Consider the following 22,704-nt stretch of genomic DNA (forward strand, 5'->3'; position numbering starts at 1 on the left):
GCGCTTACAAATTGGATTGTAAGATAATTACGCTGTTTCCTTATTCTTTTGTTTTAATCCAAGGTCCTCTCTAGTTGGATCCAACCCTTTCTTTTTATGATATCTACCCATAATAATGACAGCCAGCGGACAAAGGAGTGCTGTAGTAATGGTTGAAATAGAGATCTGTGCTGTGGCAATTGGTACAATCGCTTGAATTGCCTCAAACTCTGCAGCGGTCATTGCACCTGTACTGACTGCAACTGATGCAGAAGCTGCTACCGCTGCTGGTGTTGCTGCAGCATTTCCTGCCGTTGACGCTTCCGCAATAGGCGCTATATAACTTCTTTCACCAAATAATCTAAACGCAAGAATTCCCATTCCACCAGTTACAAAAAAGGTAAGTGCTGATAGAACTAATCCCCCAACAAGTACTTCGGGATTAAAGAAATTAGCCAGATTCATTCCAGCACCCAGGGAAAATGCAAAAAATGGGATAAGAAGGTTTTCACCTGGCGCCAGGAATTCACGAATCTTTGGATCAAGGTTACCTAACAGCATTCCAATACCAATTGGTAATAACACAGAAAGAAATGCTACCATTGGGAAAGATGTCCCTAAAATTCCTAAACCAACTAACGTTAAGAAAGGTCCATCATTTATCGCAAGTAGGGATAACCCTCCTACATCCGAACGATTACCGTATTGGCCGGTAAGTGCCGCATACATTCCACTATTACTATTTGTCATCCCCGCAATGAGTGCAAGTGTTGATAGCCCAAATATTCCATTCATGGGATCAGAGAAATATCCGAATACCATTCCGATTACTAAACCAGATAAATATTTTGTTGTTGTTACGATTGCACCCTTTTTCAAAGCCCTTTGTCCCATTTTTAGGTTCATTTGACTTCCAACACAAAATAGAAAAAGTGCGATAAGAACTAAAGCACTATCTTTAAAAAGTTCTTGGGAAAACCCACCAATTCGTAAAAACTCATAATATCCTTCTTCAGTCTGTGGTGCCCCGAGCCATTTTAGAACATTCATCACTGCAGATAAATGCATTTGGTCAATCGTGTTTAATGTTGCACCCAATAAAAGTGGCACGACCATTAATCCACCCGGAACTTTTTCAATCGCAGCTTTTATTTGCATAGAAATGACCTCCCCTTCGTTGCTAGATAAAAATAGGAACGAATAACTTGTTCGGAACTGTAAGCAAGTAACTCCGCAGTACGATTCATGGATTCCTCTAAAGTCATTGGTTCTTTAGCAATACTATTGATACTAACAATTCCATAATCATAAAGAACATCGGTTCCTTTCCCCACCGAACCTGCTACAATAATGGTTGGAACATTCTTCTTCATGGCTGCCTTTGCAACTCCTAATGGGGTTTTTCCCGAAGCGGTTTGAAAGTCTACCTTTCCCTCTCCGGTAATTACTACATCAGCATTTTCTAAAGCTTTATCTAGCTGGCAATATTCCAAAACTACTTCAATACCTGGCCTCATCTTTGCCGGAAAGAAGGCTAGAAATGCTCCTCCTATCCCCCCAGCAGCACCTGCACCGGGCAGGTTATGAAGGTGAATTCCCGTTGCCTTTTCAATTTCATCCGCCCAATGGCTAAGGTTATCGTCTAGGATCTTCACTTCATTCGGTTTGGCACCTTTCTGTGGCCCAAAGACATGGGAGGCTCCATTTGGTCCTATGAAAGGATTTTGTACATCGGATGCGATTAAAAAGGAGCAATCTGGGATTCGCCTATCCAATGTCTGTAAATCGATAGAGTGAACCTTTCCCAGCTCACCTCCACCAAATCCGATCTCATTCCCATCTCGATCTAAAACCTTCAATCCAAGTGCTTGAAGCATACCCATTCCACCATCATTTGTCGCAGATCCTCCAACAGCAAGAATAAAAGATCTATACCCATTATCTAATGCGTCCTTAATGAGTTGCCCTGTTCCATATGTTGTCGCCCGCAAAGGAGATAGTTTTTCTTTAGGTACTAAATCTAGCCCTGATGCAGTTGCCATCTCAATCACACAGGTCTTATGATCCCCAAGTACTCCATATTCTGCTTCCAAGTTCTCACCCAAAGGACCAATTACGGTTGTCTTTTTTGTTATACCATTTGTTGCTGCTATTAAAGTACTCATCGTCCCCTCGCCACCATCCGCAACAGGAACTAATGTCGTCTCCGCATTCGGGTAAGCCTTCTTCACCCCTTGATTAATAGAACTCGCTACATCGATAGCATTTAGGCTTCCTTTAAAAGAATCTGGTGCAATAACAACCTTCATTAACCTCACCCCGCAAAGTAAACGTCTTCAATATATTTATTATAAAAATCTTGACGAAAATAATCCATCGTTATAACATACGAAATAGTAAGAATAGTTGTAATAGATTTTGTTTATTTTGCCAATTGTAAAGGATGCGTCGATATGTTAACAAGAGAAATGGCAGAAACCATTGTTCAAGAGGCTTCCCTAAGAGTAGATCGAAATGTCAATATCATGAACAGAAACGGAAAGATTATCGCCAGCTGTGACCCATCGAGGCTAAATCAAATACATGCAGGCGCATTAGAAGTTATAAAAGATGGTAGAACAATAATTATTTACCCAGAAGATAAATTATCAGGGGCTAAACCTGGGATAAATCTGCCTATTGTTTTTCAAGAGAAGATAATCGGGGTTATCGGAATAACTGGGGATCCAAAGGAAATTAGTGAAATTGGTGAACTCGTTAAAATGATGACCGAATTAATGATTAATCAAAAGTACATCGCATCACAGTCAGAATGGAAACAAACAACAAAAGATATGCTTCTAGAGCAATTATTAAAGAAAGAACTATCTTATCATGATATAGATCGTTTAATTGGTAAACTAGATTTTGAATTCATTCCTACATTCGTAACAGTCATCATTCAAATAGAAGAGCGTTCCTCTATTGTATCCAATAAAACCCTTATAGAAAGTTTAGAAAATGCATGCCATCCTAAAAGGGGATTCATTGGAGTTATTCATGTCAATAAGTTATGTATTGCATTTACAAACATAAGTGAAGCAGAGATCGATAAAAAAATTCTTACTGTTTATCAGGTATTAAAAGGTTTACATATTCAATTTCGTTTGTCCTATAGCTTACCCTTTGATAAATTAAAGGATTTTAGAGAATCGTATTTGGATTGTGATTTGGCCTTAAAAGTTAGCGATCGTAATAAGGAAATCGTATCCTATGCTCAATTAGAAACAAAGGTATTAATTCACCGACTGAACCAGCAATTATCTAAGAGGTTTGCCAAGCGTATTTTGGAAAAAGTGAACGAGGAAAACATAAAAACCTTGAAGGCATTTCTCAATCATAACCTTCATATTCAAAAAACAGCCGAAGAATTATTTATCCATCGAAATACGTTAATCTATCGACTTAACAAGATTAGTGAACAAACAGGTTTAGATCCCAGGAAATTTGAAGATGCTTTGTCATTACAAGTCGCAATATGGATTTACGAGCAACTCTAATTATATTAAATTTGAGAGCCTTTTAAAAAGAACCCTATAGCCCAGACATTTTTAGCGTCTAAGCTACAGGGTTCTTTTTAGATGCTCTATTCTGTTACTTCTAACATGCTTTTCCATATTTTATTTATTGGCTTTTTTGGGACTTCATGATGATGGCGACATCTTGGTTCATAGGATTCAGATGCTCCAACAAGAATAATAGGATCATCGAAAGAAGCTAGTTTGCCATTAATCAGGCGTTGCGTGCGACTCGCTGGTGAACCGCATATTGGGCAAATGGCATTTAATTTTGTAACTGATTCACTAACTGCCATTAATTCAGGCATCGGACCAAATGGTTCTCCACGAAAATCTGTATCTAATCCGGCTGCTATCACACGAACACCCTTATTTGCTAGCTGTTCCGCAACTTCAACGATAGAATTATTAAAAAATTGTGCTTCATCGTTTTAGTTCCCTATAATATGTTCATGATTGTGTATACGCTTGTGTTCTAATTCATGACTGGAATAACTAAATTAAAGTTCGGTTCTTTTTTCATTTTATTTACTTTTCATTTTGAATTTGCACTTTTAGATTAGAAATATGAATAAACTAGATCCAATTACTTTAAAACAATGATAAATTGTTTTTCTTCAAGCTTAATCATCTGACTTAATTCATTTAGACTTGAAAAAGTTAAATACTTTCCGAACTGACATGTTGAAAGGTTAATTTTTGTGTCTAGCTGTTCATTTTTATCATCTTGTTCTTCCCCATCCCAACAAGAATACACCTCCGCATACTGCCCTTCCGCTAAATGGTCATTGATATATTCGAAAAGTGCATAGATACCTCTTCTATGACAAGCATCTTGTGTATCGTAGAAGTAACCTTCAAATTCGTAAATATAAGGATTAGAAAACTTAGTTTTAAGAACTTGTTTCAAATCATGATCTAGTTCAGAAATAAAAACACCATAAAAATCTTCTTCTTTTTCATAATGAATCACATATTGTTCATCTGTGTTTGATTGTTTTTTCTTATCTCTTTTTCTATTTCTTTCTGCATTCAAATCTGAAAGTTTTATTTTAGCTGGCTTCATTCCAAATTCTCCAACTGGTATCTCATGTGGAACTGCGATGAAATGCTTTAAAGACATTATCTTATATCCTTTCTTATATATCATTATATTCTATTTATAAACAAAGTAAGCCAAAATCAGTATGGAAAAAGCAAAGTTGGTAATTAATACATTTTAAAAAGAAAAGAGGTTCCTAGTTATGGTCTTATTGAAAGATAAATATTATACGGATAGTAAAGTACAATTAGATTTAAAACTTAATACTAAAAGGCAAATAGAAGATACCTTAAGGTTAGATATTAATATTTGTTTTGAATTCGGTTTTTCAAAACTAGAAAGTACTATTGTCTGGACTCAAGAAGATATTAATATATTAGAAAAACAAATTAATGAAATATCAGTTCAATCCCCTATTGGTTCATTAGCAACAATTGAACCTGATTTAAATTTTTTATATTATTTGCTTCCCGATCAAGAGGATGACAAAGAACCTTCTAACAAGGAACTTGCCTTGTACCTAACATTGGATAGTGGTCTTATCAATAATAATATTGGTACTGAAACTGGACCGACAATAAAAATAACAACTACAAAAAAAGAATTGATTAAATGGATAAATGACATTAAAGATTCTTTTCTATAATAAAGTTTATTTATCCATCGAAATACGTTAATCTATCGACTTAATAAGATTAATGAACAAACAGGTTTAGATCCCAGGAAATTTGAAGATGCTTTGTCATTACAAGTCGCAATATGGATTTACGAGCAACTCTAATTATATTAAATTTGAGAGCCTTTTAAAAAGAACCCTATAGCCCAGACATTTTTAGCGTCTAAGCTACAGGGTTCTTTTTAGATGCTCTATTCTGTTACTTCTAACATGCTTTTCCATATTTTATTTATCGGCTTTTTTGGGACTTCATGATGATGACGACATCTTGGTTCATAGGATTCAGATGCTCCAACAAGAATAATGGGATCATCGAAAGAAGCTGGTTTGCCATTAATCAGGCGTTGTGTACGACTTGCTGGTGATCCACATATTGGGCAAATGGCATTTAATTTTGTAATCGATTCACTAACAGCCATTAATTCAGGCATCGGATCAAATGGTTCCCCACGAAAATCTGTATCTAATCCGGCTGCTATCACACGAACACCCTTATTTGCTAGCTGTTCCGCAACTTCAACGATAGAATTATCAAAAAATTGTGCTTCATCGATAGCAATAATATCGACATTCGGATTGATGTGGTCAAAAATTTCTTCTACCTGGTTAATTGGTTGGGCTACGGTAGACATTCCATTATGCGAAACGATATCCTTTTTATTATAACGATCATCTATAGCAGGTTTAAACACTTGCACCGTTAAATGAGCATAAGTAGCACGACGAACTCGGCGAATGAGTTCTTCCGATTTCCCAGAAAACATACTGCCACATATTACTTCAATCCAGCCACTTTGTTTCATTACATACATGGTAGAGAACCTCACTTTTTATTATTACAAACCTTTATTAGTTTACCACGAATTAGGTTAATTTAAAGAATTTTTATGGAAATCTTTCTACAAAAAAGCGAAAACAGGCAAAATAATGGTATTTTGCCTGTTTTTGATAGTTGGAATGAACTATTCCGGTTTTATCAAGCTAGTTCCACTCATTAAGATAGAGCTTCCCTCTTATTTCATATTATATTTCTTCTTGAATCGATCCACACGTCCGCCGACTTTATCAGCTTTTTGTTTACCAGTGTAGAATGGGTGTGAATCAGAACTGATTTCAACTTTGATTAAAGGATAAGTGTTGCCATCTTCCCATTCAATTGTTTCATTAGAAGATCTTGTTGAACCAGTCAAGAATTTGAAGTCTGAGCTAGTATCTAGAAATACTACTTTTCTGTACTCAGGATGAATTCCTTCTTTCATGCTTTTCCACTCCTTATGCCCTGAATCCCTTGGAAACAGAGTTATTTTAAAAGGGTTTTAAAAAAGTACTAAAGTTCCTTTTTAAAAATACCTATTTAAGACTCGAATATCTAAACTCACATCTATGAATTATACCAGTGTCGTTTCCTGTTTGCAAGGGGATCCGTAAAATTTCCTTAATTAGGAACTACCCCATTCATTGTACTTATCGCAAATGGAACTAACGTCTCATTCCTTTTCTCTTCATTTCCTCATCCATGACTTGATAGAATTCCTCATTAGACTTAGTTGATTTTAGCTTTCTCAAGAAACGGTCTAGGAAGTCATGGTTATCTTGCATTGTTTTACGCAGCATCCATACTTTATCCAGATCTTCTTTCGGAATAAGTAATTCTTCTTTACGTGTACCGGATTTCAGAATGTCAATTGCTGGGAAGATTCTTCTTTCTGCAAGGTGGCGGTCTAGGTGAAGTTCCATATTACCTGTACCTTTAAATTCCTCATAGATTACATCATCCATCCTTGATCCAGTATCAACTAAGGCTGTAGCTAATATCGTAAAGCTTCCACCTTCTTCGATATTTCTTGCCGCACCGAAGAAACGCTTTGGACGGTGGAACGCGGCAGGATCAATTCCTCCTGACAATGTTCTACCACTCGGAGGAATAACTAAGTTGTATGCACGGGCTAAACGTGTAATACTATCCATTAAAACAATGACATCACGTTTATGTTCTACGAGACGCATCGCTCTTTCCAGTACAAGCTCTGATACTTTGATATGACTTTCTGGTATCTCATCAAACGTCGAACTTACTACATCAACGTCAGGACTTACAGAACGTTCAATATCCGTAACTTCCTCTGGACGCTCATCCACTAACAAGATAATTAACTTTGCTTGTGGGTGATTTTTAGTAATGCTATTTGCAATTTGTTTAAGTAGCACCGTTTTACCTGCTTTAGGTGGGGCAACGATTAATCCACGTTGCCCAAAACCAACAGGAGTCATTAAGTCCATAATACGTGTAGACAATTGTCTATTGTCTGTTTCCAATTGCATAAAGCGATCTGGATATAAAGCAGTTAATGCTGGAAAGTGAACCCGTTCCTTGGCTGTCTCAGGGTCCTCGCTGTTAACCGCATCTACATGTAATAACCCATAATAACGTTCATTTTCTTTCGGAGGTCTTACCTTCCCGGAAACTTTATCCCCATTTCTCAAATCAAAACGACGGATTTGTGACGCCGAAATATAAATATCCTCCGCACTTGGAGAATAGTTGATTGGCCTTAAAAAACCAAAGCCTTCTGAAGGAATGATTTCCAATATACCATCCATAAATAAGTACCCATCTTTTTCAGCTTGCGCTTTTAAAATAGCAAAAATGAGTTCTTTCTTTGTTAATTTAGCATAATAAGAAATTCGATATTCCTTTGCCAGTGCATATAATTCTTTTAAAGTTAATGTCTCTAATTGAGAGATTGTTAATGCTGACATATTTTCACCCTCGTCCATTCCTTTACCATCTTCTGCTTAAGATGAATTATTATTTTGAAAAGTCAAACTATCATTAAAAAAGACGGCTTACATTTATATCATTAAAAGACATTTAGAGAAACTCGCATTTGCTTTGTTTATAGGTCCCCCTGGATTTACTCATGAACATAACTTCCTCTAGCTCCTTTAGAGGATTACTGATTCTCTGAATAACCTTGTAACACGACGAGCATAGTAGCTTTTCATTACTTGATCATTAATTCTTTATGACAAAATACTTCCTAGCTAGCGCTTAATTTTATTCTTTACTAATACGAAAGAAGACTTAGTATTTGCATAGACTTTGGCGAATACCTCGTTGTACTTATACAGGAAGAAAGTTTTATACTCTCTAATCGCTAAAAATGATTTATTCTACTTCTTTTTGAGAAGGTTAAGCCCTTTGCGAAGAAAATAATATGGAAGTAAAAATGAAGAAACCTAATCGGTGTTTATTTCCTTTTTCGTTGTTTAAAGTTAAACAATACAATCTTACCCTTAAATTTACTCTAATTCAATACTTTTTCGTTGGGGTATTCATTAATTTTGTGGAAAAATATCAGTTTCATAGTTTTCATATAATTGGAAAGGAAGCTAGAGAAGGTCTAGCTCCCCCTTACTATCCTTTATTAGAAGACTAATTTTGGCTTCTTCAGAAGTCTTTTCCCGTCATGTACTGCCCTTTACATATTTACTACTGTTTGACTCAATTCTCTCCATTAAATAAGATTACTATACATTTACTAGTTACTTAATTAATTCGATAAAATTCTTTAAAATCCTTCTAATTTTGTAAAAAAATATAAAATGAACCCTTTATTATCTTCTTTTTCAATAGAAATGAAAGTATAAAAATCAAGGCTTTATCATGCAAATAGCCACGTCCGGATCCAGCGACAGGCGATACTTCCTTTATCTCTACGGTAAGAAAATGTCCGATCAAAACCGCCGCTATGCGCAACATCATCGGACCACCTGACGTGGACCAGTCATACGTTACTATGATGCACAGGTCATGCTAGTACAGTCATTACGACAGACGTCTCTTTCCTGGCCTTTAAGGGGGCTTACGCCTTTGCTTCTTTTTAAGTGCGTTTTCAAAAAGGAGGGTGAAAAGGATCGTGGTCTGCTAAAGGCGCAATGTCCTATAAACGCTGCCTCTACACAGGGGTATGTCCACGTTAGCCGCAAAGGCTGTTTTTAGTTGGCCTTCTTTTAATTCGTTTCCTCCGCATCACAGTTCGATGCGTTGTAGCTTTGAGTATTAGAAAAGGCTTCTTCGATTGCACGTCACATGTAGAAAAAATGCTTTTCTTTTTCAAAGACGACGTGACGGAACTTAGTCGAAGACCCTTAGTACCAAAGAGTCATTTTCACCGGACTTTTGAACAACCTCTATCATTATAAATTTTGAAATTGGGTAATTTCTACTTCATCCATTTCTTCCCGCCAAATATTCGCACCAAGGTCGCCTAGTTTTTCAGTTATACGTTGATATCCCCTATCAATATGATCTACACCGGTTATTTCCGTTATTCCGTCGGCCATTAAACCTGCGACAATCAAAGCAGCTCCCGCACGAAGGTCTGAAGCCTTCACTTTAGCCCCTTGAAGTTTTGTAGGACCACTTACAATGGCGGAACCACCCTCTACTTTTATAGCAGCATTCATACGTCTTAACTCATCAATGTGTTTAAGTCGAGCAGAATAGATAGTATCCGTTACAACACCAGTATTTTCAGCTTTTGTTAATAGCGCCGTAAAAGGTTGTTGTAAATCCGTTGGAAAGCCTGGGTAAACCAAAGTTTTAATGTCAACACTTTTTAGTGTGTTTCTTGGAGCAATCAATAATTGTTCATCGCTTTCCTCCACACGTACCCCCATTTCTCTAAGCTTTGCAAGTAAAGCTTCTAAATGGTTGGTGATGACATTATCAATAATCACTTCTTTACCTTGTGCTGCAGCAGCTATTGCGTATGTCCCTGCCTCAATTCGGTCTGGAATAATCGTATGTCTACAACCGTGAAGTTCCGGTACTCCCTCAATCCGTATCACATCGGTACCGACACCTTTAATCTTTGCACCCATATTCGTTAATAATGTTGCGACGTCAATAATTTCAGGCTCTTTTGCCGCATTCTCAATAACCGTCTTCCCTTTTGCTCGAACCGCTGCGAGCATAATATTAATCGTTGCGCCAACACTAACGACATCAAGATAGATTCTTGCTCCTCTTAGTTCTTTTGCACGTAAATAAATCGCACCTTGTTCATTAGTTACCTCTGCGCCAAGTGCTTCAAAACCTTTGATATGTTGGTCTATCGGTCGTGGCCCTAAAAAACAACCACCCGGGAGTCCAATTACCGCCTTATTAAACTTACCTAACATGGCGCCCATAAAATAATATGAAGCCCTTAATTTCTTTACCTTTCCATTTGGTAAAGGCATGTCCACCATCTTTTCCGGATTAATCATAATCGTTTGTCCATCCCAACTTACGTCCCCACCAATTTCTTCTAAAAGGTCACTTAATAGTTGGACATCTGAGATATTTGGTAATCCTTCAATTGTTACAGGGGAATTCGCTAAAATCGAAGCTGGTAGAAGAGCTACTGCACTATTTTTCGCACCGCTAATTCTTACTTGGCCATTTAGCTTATGGCCACCTTCAATTAATATTTTTTGCATGTGTAACCCTCGCTTTATGCGTGTTCAAAAAGGAGGATGAAAAGGACCGAGGTTGGCTAAAGTCACAACGTCCTGGGGCTCCGATTACTCGCCCCACCGTAAAGATTTGTTGCAACGCCGACACTAGCACGTCCTGTGCGTCGCAGTTCAAGGCGGCGCAGCTCCCGTTACCGGAACGTATTCAGTTAATACGTGAGGAACGGTGAGTCTTGCCAACTAGAAACGTCGAAGTGTCATTTTCACCGGACTTTTTGAACAACTTCTTTTAGAGGTCATTTTCCTCCATTTTCATATGTATGACAAAGGAGATAAGAAAGAGTTAGAGCGAATAATCTATTCGCTCTAATTATATCATTTACGATAAGCCTTTATTTCATTCAATTTTCCACAAACTATTTATTCCAGTCAGCTAAAAACTTCTCAATTCCTTGATCTGTTAATGGATGTTTGACAAGTTGAGCTAATACATTAAATGGTACCGTTGCAATATCTGCACCATTTAGGGCTGCTTCCGTAACATGCATTGGATGACGAATAGATGCAGCGATAATTTTTGAATCAATTCCGTGAATATCAAAAATTTCAGCGATGTTACGAATTAAAGTCATACCGTTTTGACCGATATCATCTAGACGTCCTAGGAATGGTGAAACATATGTGGCACCGGCACGTGCAGCAAGTAATGCTTGGTTTGCGTTAAAAATTAATGTAACATTTGTTGTAATTCCAAGATCTGTTAAAGCTTTTGTTGCTTTAAGCCCTTCTAAAGTCATAGGAAGTTTTACAGTAATGTTTGGTGCAATTGCTGCTAGTTCTTTACCTTCTGCAATCATTCCTTCAGAATCCAAAGAAATAACTTCTGCACTAACAGAACCTTCTGTAATCTCTGCAGTGATCTCTTTTAGACGATCGTGGAAATCAACACCTTTTTCTTTTGCAACAAGACTAGGATTTGTTGTTACTCCACCTAAAACACCAAGTGCATTTGCTTCACGAATTTCATCAATATTAGCTGTATCAATAAAAAATTGCATGTAATTTCACTCCTATTCAGAAAAGTTTATACATCATTTAACATTATATACGATAAAACGACGAGTGGATAGGGGGTATTCCCAATCCATTCGTCGCAATATGTTGTTTTATGCTTTACCAGATGAACCGAATTCACGCATTTTACCTATAACAGTTTCTTTGATAGCTTCTGTACCAGGTCCTAGATATTTACGTGGGTCATATAAATCAGGTTTTTCTTCTAATGTTTTACGAACGGCAGCAGTTTGTGCCATTTGGTTTTCTGTATTTACATTAATTTTAGCAGTTCCTAATGAAATTGCTTTTTGAATATCTTTAGTTGGGATACCTGTACCACCATGTAGTACTAATGGAATTTGTACAGCGTTTAAGATTTCTTCCATTTCTTTAAATCCTAGGTTAGGTTCACCTTGGTATGGGCCATGAACAGATCCAAGTGCAGGTGCTAAACAATCGATTCCTGCTTCTGTTACAAGACGTTTACATTCGTTTACATCAGCGTACATAATTCCACCGATAACACCGTCTTCTTCTCCACCTACAGTACCTACTTCAGCTTCAACTGATACGCCGTGAAGATGTGCAAGTTCTGTTACCTTTTTAGTAGTAGCAATGTTTTCATCAATTGGGTCATGAGAAGCATCAATCATTACAGAAGTAAATCCTGCATGAATAGCCGCCGCACATTTTTCAAAACTTGAACCATGGTCAAGATGGATTGCTACAGGAACAGTTGTACCGTAAGATTCCATTAAAGATTTAACCATTGCTACAACAACATTAAATCCACCCATATATTTCCCTGCACCTTCAGAAACTCCTAAGATGACAGGTGATTTTTCTTCTTCTGCCGCTTGTAAGATTGCTTGAATGTATTCTAGGTTATTGATATTAAATTGACCTACCGCATAACCATTTTCTTTGCCTTTTTCAAGCATTTCTTTCATAGATACTAATGGCATTTGATATCCTCCTCTAGTGAATTCGTTCACATAAGTTGTACTTTTTTACTACATAAATAGAATACCAACTTGTCCCATTAGGTGCAAGCTTTTAGAAACCACCGATTACTTCATTTTTCTTTAATTCCTAACAATGGCATGAACCTTTTCTACAAACTCATTTATGTTGAAAGGCTTTGCAATAACTGATTTAACAAGCTTAGATTTCATCGCCTCTGATGCGATATTTTCCACGAGTCCACTCATCACGATGGCAGGAATTTCCACATTATCTTTCTCTAGTTTTTCTAATACTTCCGTGCCATCCATGATTGGTAATTTATAATCTAAAATCATTAGATCGAAACTGTTAACACTAATTTGGTCTATCGCTTCCTTACCAGTGGTCGCTTCCTCTATCTCGTATCCTTCATTTTTCAAAATTTCTTTAAGTAGTAATCTAATCCCCATTTGATCATCCACTACTAGAATTTTATTCTTGCCCAATAAAATCCCCCCTCATATCAAAATCAACAAAAACTTTCATAAACCCACATTTTTTTCTCCCAGTACATCCATTTCTATATTTACGTGGTATTTTCCTGCCAAATTTTACAAATTACCCTAGTAAATTAAAAAATTTATCAATTCAAAAGAAAAAAGCCCGCAGACTTTTCTGCGAGCTTATGATTGATAGGACTAGATAATTCTTATTTTGAGCTAACAAGAATTTTAGACTGGCTCTTATCATTAAGTAATAGTTCGAATCCTTCTTCGACAATATGATCTAATTTAATTTTATTTGTAACAACTTTTTCTGCTGGAACTTGTCCACTTGCAATTAAATGAATTACGCGATCATAAATATTGGAATACCCTAAAGAAAATTTAATGTTTGCTTCCTTCACAGTGGATGCAAAGGCATTAATTTCTGGATTTTGAGCAAAAATAGCTACTACACAAACCGTTCCTGTCCGTTTTATGGCATCTAGACATGTATCAAAGGTTGGTTGAACACCTGCACATTCGAGCGCCACATCTACACCATTTCCATTTGTGGCATTCATAATTTCTCCAATGACATCATCTTCTACAGGATTTAATGTTTTTACGAATTCAAAGGAAGCAGCTAGTTCTAAACGTTCTTTGGAAACATCACTAACAAAAATTTTATTTGCCCCAGCTGCACGCGCATTTAAAACCGTCAATAAACCAATTGGGCCTGCACCAGTAACCAAAACATTATCGCCAGGTTTTACTCCTGCTAAATCTACAGCTCTATGCGTTACTGCTGTCGGCTCTACAAGTGCCGCTTGCTCCAAAGTCATATTGTCTGGAATACGATGGCAGTATTGTTCATCTAGCACACAGTATTCCGCAAACCCGCCATCATCCGCAAGGCCAATAAATGCCGCATTACTATTTCTGCATAGATGATAGTTACCTTCACGACATTCTTTACATTCCCCGCAACGAATATTCGGTTCAATACAAACTCGATCGCCTACGCTTAAAGATGTTACGTCACTTCCAACCTCCGTAACTGTCCCACTAAATTCATGGCCCAATGTAAGTGGAGCTTGTCTTTTGGTTAATGGATGTTCTTCTGTAGGAATGCCAATGAAATGTGAATATGCATGCAAATCAGAACCGCAAATACCTGTCCAAGCAACTTCTACTTTAACATCCTTTGTGCCTACTTCTTTAATCTCTACATCTTCCACTCGCACGTCTTTTTCAGCATAAATTCTTGCTGCTTTCATCAGACTCACTCTCCTGCTGTTTAATTAGATTCATTTACAAAAGCCAGAGTTTCACATCTCTTGGATACGTAATTCTCTTATAGTTCTATTTACCCAACAATCTAGGATAATTGGTATATTCCACTCTGTCTATGAGTCTATTATACTACTCTCTTTTTTTAAGACATACTTTCTTGACCATTAAAGAAACTTAATCGCCCCCCGACCATTGACATTCAATGAATATACAGGTAATTTAATAATAATAACTGAATTTATAATTTTCTTATTTAGAGAGATGGAGGGACTGGCCCTAAGATATCTCAGCAACAGACATTTTTGTACTGTGCTAATTCCAGTAGCGTGAGGCTTGAAGATAAGAAGAGTAATTATCTCTGATACGAATCTCTTCTTTATTTAAGAGGGGATTTTTTTGGCAGGTAGGAAAGTATAAAATCTTTCCCGTCTGCATAAGTGCAACTAAGCCATCCGCCCAAAGGCTTGGCGGATGCCAAGTTTTCTAATACCCTAAAAAGCAAAACAAACAGAATAAATTCATTTTAGAGGGGTTGTACAAATTGATTAATTCCACTATTAAAGCGCCATTTAAAGCAGACCATGTAGGAAGCTTTTTGCGTCCACAAGCACTTAAAGATGCAAGGGCACAATATCAGGAAGGCCAAATAACGAAGGAAGAATTACGTTCCATAGAAGATATGGAGATTGCTAAAATTGTTGAAAAGCAAAAGGAAATAGGTCTGACGACAGTTACGGATGGCGAGTTTAGGAGAAGATGGTGGCACTTAGATTTCATAAGAGCCATTGAAGGGATTCGCGTTTATGAAATAGACATACAAGGCGCATTTAATGGAGCGATGAAAAAAGCAGAAGCATATACCGTTGATTCGAAATTAAAATTCCCGAAAAACCATCCATTTTTAGAGGATTTCGCGTATTTGAATAGGATAGCCGGTGACCATGTTGCAAAATTACAATCCCCGGGCCTAATATGATTTTCTATTCAGGTGTTGTTGGAAGTGAGCCTTATTTAAGTAACCCTTCTTATCCTTCACTCGATGATGCGGCTAAAGATATTGTTAACGTATATCAAGATGCCATTCAGGCTTTTTATGAAGCGGGATGTCGCTATTTACAATTAGATGATACAAGCTGGGGTGCACTATTCAGTGATGCTTTCCGAGATAAGATAAAAGCACAAGGATTCGATCCAGATGAACTAGTGAAGAAATTTGCTGATATTACCGTTGAAGCCGTAGCCAACAAACCAGAGGATATGGCAATTACGATTCATATTTGTCGTGGGAATTTTAAATCCTCCTGGTTATATCAAGGCGGGTATGAGCCAATAGCAAAAGAATTATTTTCCCGTGTTAATGTAGATGCCTTTTTCTTAGAGTATGATAATGAGCGATCTGGAGATTTTTCACCATTACGATTCATTAAAGATCAACATGTTGTATTAGGTCTAATCACATCTAAGACTCCTGAACTCGAAGATGAAAATGAAATCAAAAGTAGAATAGAAAAAGCAACGAAATATGTGGATATTAATCAACTTTGTCTTAGCCCACAATGTGGTTTTGCCTCTACGGAAGAAGGAAACATCCTAACAGAAGAAGAACAATGGAATAAACTACGCCATGTTGTTCAAATTGCTAAAGATGTTTGGGGAGAATAGACTTGTACATATAAACTATAAAAATCTCGGTTACGAAAAGATAACCGAGGTTTTTGATGTTATTCATAGAATATTAGTTTAATTGTAGTTTAAACAAAAATATCTAAAACTAATACTAGTCCAAATGCAACAAACGAAAGGATGGTTTCCATTACTGTCCATGTTTTGAACGTTTCCTTTACAGTTAACCCCATGTACTCTTTTACTAACCAGAAACCAGCATCATTTACATGTGAGAACATTAAAGAACCCGCTCCTGTTGCAATAACAAGTAATTCTAAATTCACACCCGACATATTTGCCACAACTGGAGATACTATTCCAGCTGCTGTTGTCAATGCAACGGTTGCTGAACCAGTCGCAATTCGGATTAAGCCCGCAACTAAGAAAGCAAGAAGTATAGGTGATAAGGAAATTTGTTCAGACATCGTGGCGATAGCAGTACCGACACCGCTGTCAATTAGAATTTGCTTAAATCCACCGCCAGCGCCGATTATAAGGATTATCGAAGCCAATGGCAACATGCACTCTTCTGTTAATTTTTTAATTAACGTTCTATCCATTCCTTGACGGTAGCCTAGGAAGTAATAAGCTGCGAAACACGATATTAATAAAGCTATAACAGGACTTCCAATAAACAAGAAGAGTTTTTCAATAAACTCTGATAACGGAAGATATGGTGCGAAGACGGTTAAAGCCATTAATATAACCGGCAATAAAATGATAAAGAATGAAATACCAGTGCTTGGTAATTCGTTTTTCGTCTTCGTTTCCACTCGGATTAGTTCTGGTTCATTAACAGGAAGGACTCGTTTATGGATCCATTTTGAAAATATAGGTCCTCCAATGATAGCTGTTGGAAAGGCAATTAATAAGGAGTAAAGAAGAACACGTCCCATATCAGCATCATAAATCCCAATTGCCGTCATCGCACCTGGATGTGGTGGGACTAGTCCATGTACAATCGATAAACCAGCCAGAACCGGAATCCCGATTAATAAGATGTTTTGTTTTGTTGTTTTACGAATCGAAATAACTAAAGGAAGTAAGATAACTAAACCAACTTCAAAGAATACAGGAATCCCGATAATAAAACCTGACAGTAGCATAGCCCACGGAAGCTTCTTTGCACCAAACTTTCTAACAAAGAAATCCGCTACCTGCATTCCTGCGCCCGAATCGGACATCATCTTTCCTAAAATGGTTCCCAATGCTAATATCCCAATGAGATGCCCAAGTACATCACCAACACCCGTTTCGTAAGCGCCGACAATCTCGTCCATTTTTAGTCCAGAAAACACAGCTAAAAACAAACTGGCTACTGTTAAACTTATGAATGCATGCCATTTCCACCATGACACTCCTAAAATAACAATAATAATAGAGATTATTGTGATCCCTAGTAAATATAGATTCATATGATTTCCCCTCTCCTAGAAACCGTTTACACTACCATCAATAAATATCCCTTATGGGGCCGTTCAAAAAGTCCGGTAAAAAGGATACTTCAGTACTGGTATCGCCGTTGAAACACTTCTTTACGGTGGGAAGAGTTATCCCAGTCCCAGGACGTTGCTCTTTTAGCAGACTCCATCCTTTTCCCTTCTTTTTGAACACGCACTTTTTGCTTATTTATAGGTAACGATATAGTTTTGTTTGGTTGTATTATAGTATCCTTCACTATATTCCAATACATTTCCCTCTTCATCACTGGATTGTCGAATTCTTTTTAATATAACTGTATTAGGTTCTAGTTTTAACGTTTCACTAATATGTTTAGGTGCCGTTGAAACAGTGAACTCATCCCGAAATGATTCTAGACGAATATGATTTTCCTCTAAAAAACGGTATAAAGAATTGATCTGAATATCCTTTAACTCTTCTTCTGTGATGTCAAGTAAAATATAATGCGTGAAGTAAATATAAGGTTCATAATCTAATAGGTAAATCCGGTCCACTTGAAGGCATTGTTCCCCAAACCAAGAATAGAGTTGCGTTTCTGGAGATAATTTAGTCCTCTTTATGTTTACAATTTTTTTTGTAATGTTGTGTCCTTCTTCCACTAAAATTTCCGTAAAACGCTTCCCTTTCGAAAGTTTTGCAATAGAAACATTTGCAATCACTTTTGTCCCTTTACCACTTTTTTTCTCAAGATAGCCTTCTTGTACAAGTTCTTTAATGGCATTTCTTACAGTAATTTTACTCACATTAAATTCTTTTTCCAATTGAGGTTCGGAGGGAATGTTCTTGTTAATCGCGTAAACACCATGTAATATACGATCCTTCAAAATATCCTTAATTTGTAAATACAACGGCCCTTTTTTTCTATTAACATTCATTCCCTATCTCCTACCTTTATCTCTTTATATCTTCAATCGTTCCCGACATAGCTGACAGAATTTCCGCTTCCGTTGACATTGGGGTATCCCCAACAATGGTACATGCCAACATACCTGCAGATGCTGCAAACTGAACTGTTTTTTCAGGTGGAAAGCCGGATAATTCACCATGTAAAATTCCACTAGTATAAGCATCTCCGGCTCCAATTCTATCATATACAGAAAAGGTAATGTTCTCTGAAAATACAAATGTCCCATCTTTATACATGTAACCTAGCAAAGTATGGCTGTTGTCCTTGTTAACTCCACGATGTGTTCCTGCAATTGTTTGAATGTTGTACTTTTCTGCTACTTTAGGAATTAGGTCCTGAAGCTGATCCCCTCTTGATTCTTTCTCCGTTTCCATTCCTAAAATATAAATCGCATCTTTTTCATTCATCATGACTATGTCAGCTAATGAAAGCATATCCTCATAATGGGGTTTAGCTTCTGCATAGCCTCCGTCCCATAAGGGAGGACGGTAATTACAGTCGAAGCAAACGAGCCCACCTTTTTCTTTTACCTTTTGGGCTAGAATCTTCATGCTCTCACGGACATTATCTGTCATAGCAAGTGAAATACCACAAAAGTGTATAACATCTGCGTTTTCGGCGATCGAATCCAAATCATAATCCGAAATATCTGCAGTGTTAAAGGTGCTCTCTAAACGATTTGTATACGTAACGCGACTCGAACGCTGTCCAAAGCCATTTTCAAGAAAATACATACCAACATATTTTCCGCCTTTGGAAATGAAGTTTCTCCCAATACCTAAGCGATTTAGGAAGGAAATTGCTGCATCCCCTAAAGGGTTATCCGGCAATTTTGTAACAAGATATCCATCATGCCCAAGCTTTGTCATTGCAGAAGCAACATTTACTCCCGTGCCTGAAAAGGAATATTGTAAGGTGTTTGCTTGTGTCAGTAGTTCGTATCCTGGCACCTGCAAACGCATCATTACTTCTCCAAATGCTATAATTTTCTTAGGCATATTTATCAACTAATTTTTTTGTGATCGTTAGTAGTTTTCTAACATCTTCCTCATTCGTTTTTCCACTCTCCCTATCAATAATAGAGGAATATACGTGAGGAATAATTTTAGGCACGTTTGCTTCAAGGGCAATTTCCAATATCTTGGAGAAATTATCCAAGTCAATACCACCAGTTGGTTCTAGAGCAAATCCTTCCTCACCACAAGCTTCGGCAACAGCACGAAATTCCGCTTCATGTTTTAACCCTTTCATAGGGAAGTATTTCAATGCATTTCCACCCATATCACGAACGAGTGCGATTGCAGCTTTGATTGGAACAATAGCAGTCTCACTAGTTCCCGCACTAATCGGTCCGGTAGAAATATTCACATATCCCACTTTATCTGTTGGCGATACAAGGGAATTAATCCAACTATCTTTCTCTCCTAAATTAGCTCGCGTTGCTCCTACCGCTGGGAAAACTTGATTAATATGACTGCCAGGATAGTACTTAGCAATTTCAGCAACCACTGCTGCCTGCCTATTATCACCAGCACCTAATCCAATCGAAACAGCGTCATCAATAGCCGCTCCATATTCCTTCATTGCTGTAACAGCTGCATCTACTGTAGGATAGTCCTTTGAAAGTACTCCAACTAAAACATGTCCCTCTGCAGCCTCAAAGACTTCCTTTGCATTCTCAATACTATTAGCCAAAACATTTAAAGCCACTCTATTTTGATAAAAACGTTTTTCTATATTCATCATTCTTTTTCCTCCTTAGAAAACTTGGCGTTCGCTAGGCCTTAGCGAATGCCTTAGTTGCACTTATGCAGTTTTTTACGACGGGGCGAGTAATCGGGGCCCCAGACGGGAAAGCTTTTTATACTTCCCTTCCCGCTAAAATTGCCTTTAATTCCGCTTCAATTACATAAATGTCATCACCTTGCAATGGACGAGGGTCAATATCAAAGAAACCTTGACGAACCCCGTAATCACGAGTATAAATAGCTATGTCTCCATTTCTTAGCCTATCATTTACCTCTTTTGCTGTTGTTCCCGTAATAGTAGGATCAATTTGAATCCGCGCTCTAAAAATGGCACGCCCAGCTTCATCCTGTACAATCGTCACCTTAACACCATCTATTGATTCGAGCGACGTAAGAACCTGGAGGCTTTCTTTTTCCTTTTCGCTATTATCTTTTTTGACAAAATACTCATCCAATGCTTGCAATAATCCAAAGGTGGTTTCCTTACCGACCTTCATGCTTCTTCCGATACAGTGTAATTGCACCTTTACCCATTCGATATATTCTTTCTTTCCAGCTACAATTCCGGATGTTGGACCTTCAATAGCCTTTGAACCGCTATAAATGGCTAAATCTGATACCTTAACATACTTTTTCAAATCCTCTTCAGCAGCCGCGTCAACGATTAGTGGAACATGATTTTCCTGTGCTACTTCCCAAGCCTCTTCCACTGAAATCATATTTTTTTGAACAGCATGATGAGATTTCACAAATAAAATAGCAGCCGTATTTTCATTAATGGCGTCAGCAATATGCTCCGTTTTCCCTTCATTGGCATAGCCAACTTCAACTAGTTTTCCACCGCCAAGGGAAACCATTGTTTCTACCGGTGCACCGTATTGCACATTATGACCTTTTAGCATAATAATCTCATTTTTTTCAATCGCCTCTTGGTGAAGCTTTTCACTCTTTCGGCGATTCCCTTCCGTTACAATTGCTGCTACCGAAAGTGCAATTCCACTTGAGGCAGAGTTTACGACAACCGCTGCTTCAGATTGAATTAACTCGGCAATATGCGCTCCTGCTTTATCGACTAAATCTGAAATTTCAACATAGTTCTGTCCGCCGATTTTCATGGCTTCCATCACCGTGTCCGTTGGAGCAGAAACACCTAAAATACTCATTCTCCCGCTTGCGTTGATCACTCTCTTTAAACCATATTTAGCATTCATTGTATTCTCCATTGATTACCACTCCTTTTACGACAATCCTTTGGTCTGCTTTTCGCCTTTCTCCTTCAGAATCTATTAAATCTACCGCTTCATCCTCCACTGAAAATAATGTAAGATTTGCGATATCTCCTTTTGAAATTCGTCCAAGAGCAGGTTTATTTAACCATCTTGCAGCACCAACAGTTACAGCTTCGATTACCTCTTTTAATGGATATCCTAAATACAAAAATTTTGTTAGGATACTCGCCATACTGTAAACAGGTCCATGTAGTCGATTTTTCCGATAAATGTCTGTACTGATTGTATTAAATCGGATATCAAATTCTCTCGCTTGTTCTGCAGTCTCAAAAGAAAAGCTTGCATTCCCATGACCTACATCTAAATGGACCCCTCGCTTGATTGCCTCAAGAAACTTAGGAAGAGGTTTTCCTGTATCATCAAATAAATTATTGGATTTCCCATTCAAATAATGGGTAATAACATCGTCTTTCTTAAGTAAATCCAATACATCATTAATATTCGGAGGACCTGATCCAATATGAACCATTAGCGGTAAACCTGTATCCTCGGAAAATTTACGTGCTATTTTTAGAGGTTCTACCCCATTAGTACCAACTACACTTTTACTGATTCTCGCTTTAAGCCCAACAATAAAGTCTTTGTTTTCTTCAACCGCTCTTTTTAATTCATCTTCATTTAGCAAGGTTAGATCTGTTAACTCATCAACCCGCTTTAATCCAATCCGCGAGATATTTAAGAAGGCGAATACATTTGTTTTAGACTCTTTAGAATTACGAACTAAGTCATGTATCCGATCAGCCCCTGTGCTCCCAGCATCTATAATTGTGGTTACTCCTGTTTTATAACCAATCTCGTCTATATCGTCTCCATATGGGTCAAATTCCGGAAAAGCATGTACATGCATATCAATCCAACCACTAGAAACATAAGCATTATTTTTATAATCGATGATTGTTCCGCCGACTCCAGTTCCTGGTGGAGCAATATCTACAATTTTTCTATCTTCTACGACTATATCTACAGAGTTACCTTCTATCATTTTTACATTCTGTAGAACAAATCTGGCTGTCATTTGTATCATCCCTTTTGGTAAGCCTTAGTCAATAAGCATTTTGTTCACGCTTACTTATCTCTTTGCAATAATAGATTAACACGTATTTTTCACCTAGTCAATATAACGTTATAATGTTTAAAT

The 22,704-nt window shown here is 37.4% G+C and carries 19 protein-coding genes, 3 pseudogenes and 1 riboswitch; of the genes and pseudogenes, 4 read left to right on the forward strand and 18 right to left on the reverse strand.

Translation table 11 applies throughout. The features are described from left to right. Nucleotides 1-27: 27 nt before the first annotated feature. Complete coding sequence (locus ACFQ18_RS05765) at nt 28-1,137, reverse strand: 2-keto-3-deoxygluconate permease (protein WP_204797985.1); 1,110 nt, start codon at nt 1,135-1,137, stop codon at nt 28-30. Continuing rightward, nucleotides 1,128-2,288 (reverse strand): glycerate kinase, encoded by a 1,161-nt coding sequence (locus tag ACFQ18_RS05770; RefSeq protein WP_204797984.1) that lies wholly within the window; start codon nt 2,286-2,288, stop codon nt 1,128-1,130. The genes ACFQ18_RS05765 and ACFQ18_RS05770 overlap by 10 nt, the downstream gene beginning before the upstream one ends. A 144-nt stretch (nt 2,289-2,432) precedes the next feature. Here ACFQ18_RS05770 and ACFQ18_RS05775 point away from each other — a divergent pair, with 144 nt between their 5' ends. After that, entirely contained in the window at nt 2,433-3,518 is a 1,086-nt protein-coding gene (locus tag ACFQ18_RS05775) for a CdaR family transcriptional regulator (RefSeq protein ID WP_204797983.1), read from the forward strand. A gap of 86 nt (nt 3,519-3,604) precedes the next feature. On the opposite strand, the pseudogene ACFQ18_RS05780 reads toward ACFQ18_RS05775, so the two are convergent. Further along, nucleotides 3,605-3,964, reverse strand: a pseudogene (locus ACFQ18_RS05780) (thymidine kinase); the annotation flags it as partial. Nucleotides 3,965-4,122: 158 nt separating this feature from the next. Beyond that, nucleotides 4,123-4,659 (reverse strand): hypothetical protein, encoded by a 537-nt coding sequence (locus ACFQ18_RS05785; RefSeq protein ID WP_204797982.1) that lies wholly within the window; start codon nt 4,657-4,659, stop codon nt 4,123-4,125. Nucleotides 4,660-4,780: 121 nt separating this feature from the next. On the opposite strand from ACFQ18_RS05785, the gene ACFQ18_RS05790 reads away from it, so the two are divergent. Both ACFQ18_RS05790 and ACFQ18_RS05795 read left to right on the forward strand, forming a co-directional pair. Next, on the forward strand, nt 4,781-5,224 hold the full coding sequence (locus tag ACFQ18_RS05790) for a hypothetical protein (protein ID WP_204797981.1): 444 nt from the start codon (nt 4,781-4,783) through the stop codon (nt 5,222-5,224). Between the two features lie 6 nt (nt 5,225-5,230). Beyond that, nucleotides 5,231-5,359 (forward strand): annotated as a pseudogene (locus tag ACFQ18_RS05795) (helix-turn-helix domain-containing protein); the annotation flags it as partial. Between the two features lie 86 nt (nt 5,360-5,445). Here the strand turns inward: ACFQ18_RS05795 and ACFQ18_RS05800 are convergent. From ACFQ18_RS05800 to ACFQ18_RS05835, 8 genes are all read right to left on the reverse strand, one after another. Beyond that, nucleotides 5,446-6,066: a thymidine kinase gene (locus ACFQ18_RS05800; RefSeq protein WP_047186690.1), complete on the reverse strand. Its 621-nt coding sequence runs from the start codon at nt 6,064-6,066 to the stop codon at nt 5,446-5,448. A 201-nt stretch (nt 6,067-6,267) separates the two neighbouring features. Continuing rightward, entirely contained in the window at nt 6,268-6,513 is a 246-nt protein-coding gene (locus tag ACFQ18_RS05805; protein WP_047186689.1) for a type B 50S ribosomal protein L31, read from the reverse strand. Between the two features lie 220 nt (nt 6,514-6,733). Beyond that, a complete protein-coding gene (gene rho / locus ACFQ18_RS05810) occupies nt 6,734-8,014 on the reverse strand; it encodes a transcription termination factor Rho (protein WP_047186729.1) in 1,281 nt (426 codons plus the stop codon). Between the two features lie 1,440 nt (nt 8,015-9,454). Next, nucleotides 9,455-10,741, reverse strand: coding sequence for a UDP-N-acetylglucosamine 1-carboxyvinyltransferase (locus ACFQ18_RS05815; RefSeq protein ID WP_047186686.1), 1,287 nt, complete (start codon nt 10,739-10,741; stop codon nt 9,455-9,457). 392 nt (nt 10,742-11,133) lie between these two features. Beyond that, the gene (gene fsa / locus ACFQ18_RS05820) at nt 11,134-11,775 is read right to left on the reverse strand and encodes a fructose-6-phosphate aldolase (RefSeq protein ID WP_204797980.1); all 642 of its coding nucleotides are present in this window, start codon (nt 11,773-11,775) and stop codon (nt 11,134-11,136) included. Nucleotides 11,776-11,883: 108 nt separating this feature from the next. Further along, nucleotides 11,884-12,738, reverse strand: a complete 855-nt coding sequence (gene fba / locus ACFQ18_RS05825) for a class II fructose-1,6-bisphosphate aldolase (protein WP_047186684.1) — start codon at nt 12,736-12,738, stop codon at nt 11,884-11,886. Between the two features lie 120 nt (nt 12,739-12,858). Then, complete coding sequence (locus ACFQ18_RS05830) at nt 12,859-13,224, reverse strand: response regulator (protein ID WP_204797979.1); 366 nt, start codon at nt 13,222-13,224, stop codon at nt 12,859-12,861. 203 nt (nt 13,225-13,427) lie between these two features. Further along, nucleotides 13,428-14,480: a 2,3-butanediol dehydrogenase gene (locus tag ACFQ18_RS05835; protein ID WP_204797978.1), complete on the reverse strand. Its 1,053-nt coding sequence runs from the start codon at nt 14,478-14,480 to the stop codon at nt 13,428-13,430. A gap of 262 nt (nt 14,481-14,742) precedes the next feature. Continuing rightward, nucleotides 14,743-14,842, forward strand: a riboswitch (SAM riboswitch). A 195-nt stretch (nt 14,843-15,037) separates the two neighbouring features. Between ACFQ18_RS05835 and ACFQ18_RS05840 the strand changes: the two are divergent. Continuing rightward, nucleotides 15,038-16,158 (forward strand): annotated as a pseudogene (locus ACFQ18_RS05840) (5-methyltetrahydropteroyltriglutamate--homocysteine S-methyltransferase). Nucleotides 16,159-16,247: 89 nt separating this feature from the next. On the opposite strand, the gene ACFQ18_RS05845 reads toward ACFQ18_RS05840, so the two are convergent. The 6 genes from ACFQ18_RS05845 to ACFQ18_RS05870 all read right to left on the reverse strand — a co-directional run bounded on the left by ACFQ18_RS05845 (nt 16,248) and on the right by ACFQ18_RS05870 (nt 22,581). Beyond that, a complete protein-coding gene (locus tag ACFQ18_RS05845) occupies nt 16,248-17,576 on the reverse strand; it encodes a GntT/GntP/DsdX family permease (protein WP_204797977.1) in 1,329 nt (442 codons plus the stop codon). Between the two features lie 210 nt (nt 17,577-17,786). Then, nucleotides 17,787-18,497, reverse strand: coding sequence for a GntR family transcriptional regulator (locus ACFQ18_RS05850; protein WP_204797976.1), 711 nt, complete (start codon nt 18,495-18,497; stop codon nt 17,787-17,789). Nucleotides 18,498-18,513: 16 nt separating this feature from the next. Next, nucleotides 18,514-19,527, reverse strand: coding sequence for a sugar kinase (locus ACFQ18_RS05855; protein ID WP_204797975.1), 1,014 nt, complete (start codon nt 19,525-19,527; stop codon nt 18,514-18,516). Further along, complete coding sequence (gene dagF, locus ACFQ18_RS05860; protein WP_204797974.1) at nt 19,520-20,275, reverse strand: 2-dehydro-3-deoxy-phosphogluconate aldolase; 756 nt, start codon at nt 20,273-20,275, stop codon at nt 19,520-19,522. The genes ACFQ18_RS05855 and dagF overlap by 8 nt, the downstream gene beginning before the upstream one ends. Nucleotides 20,276-20,390: 115 nt before the next feature. After that, complete coding sequence (locus tag ACFQ18_RS05865) at nt 20,391-21,500, reverse strand: DgaE family pyridoxal phosphate-dependent ammonia lyase (RefSeq protein WP_204797973.1); 1,110 nt, start codon at nt 21,498-21,500, stop codon at nt 20,391-20,393. After that, a complete protein-coding gene (locus tag ACFQ18_RS05870) occupies nt 21,478-22,581 on the reverse strand; it encodes an amidohydrolase/deacetylase family metallohydrolase (protein WP_204797972.1) in 1,104 nt (367 codons plus the stop codon). The genes ACFQ18_RS05865 and ACFQ18_RS05870 overlap by 23 nt, the downstream gene beginning before the upstream one ends. Nucleotides 22,582-22,704: the final 123 nt, after the last annotated feature.

Source organism: Oceanobacillus caeni (assembly GCF_042678465.1).
Taxonomy (GTDB): domain Bacteria; phylum Bacillota; class Bacilli; order Bacillales; family Amphibacillaceae; genus Oceanobacillus; species Oceanobacillus caeni.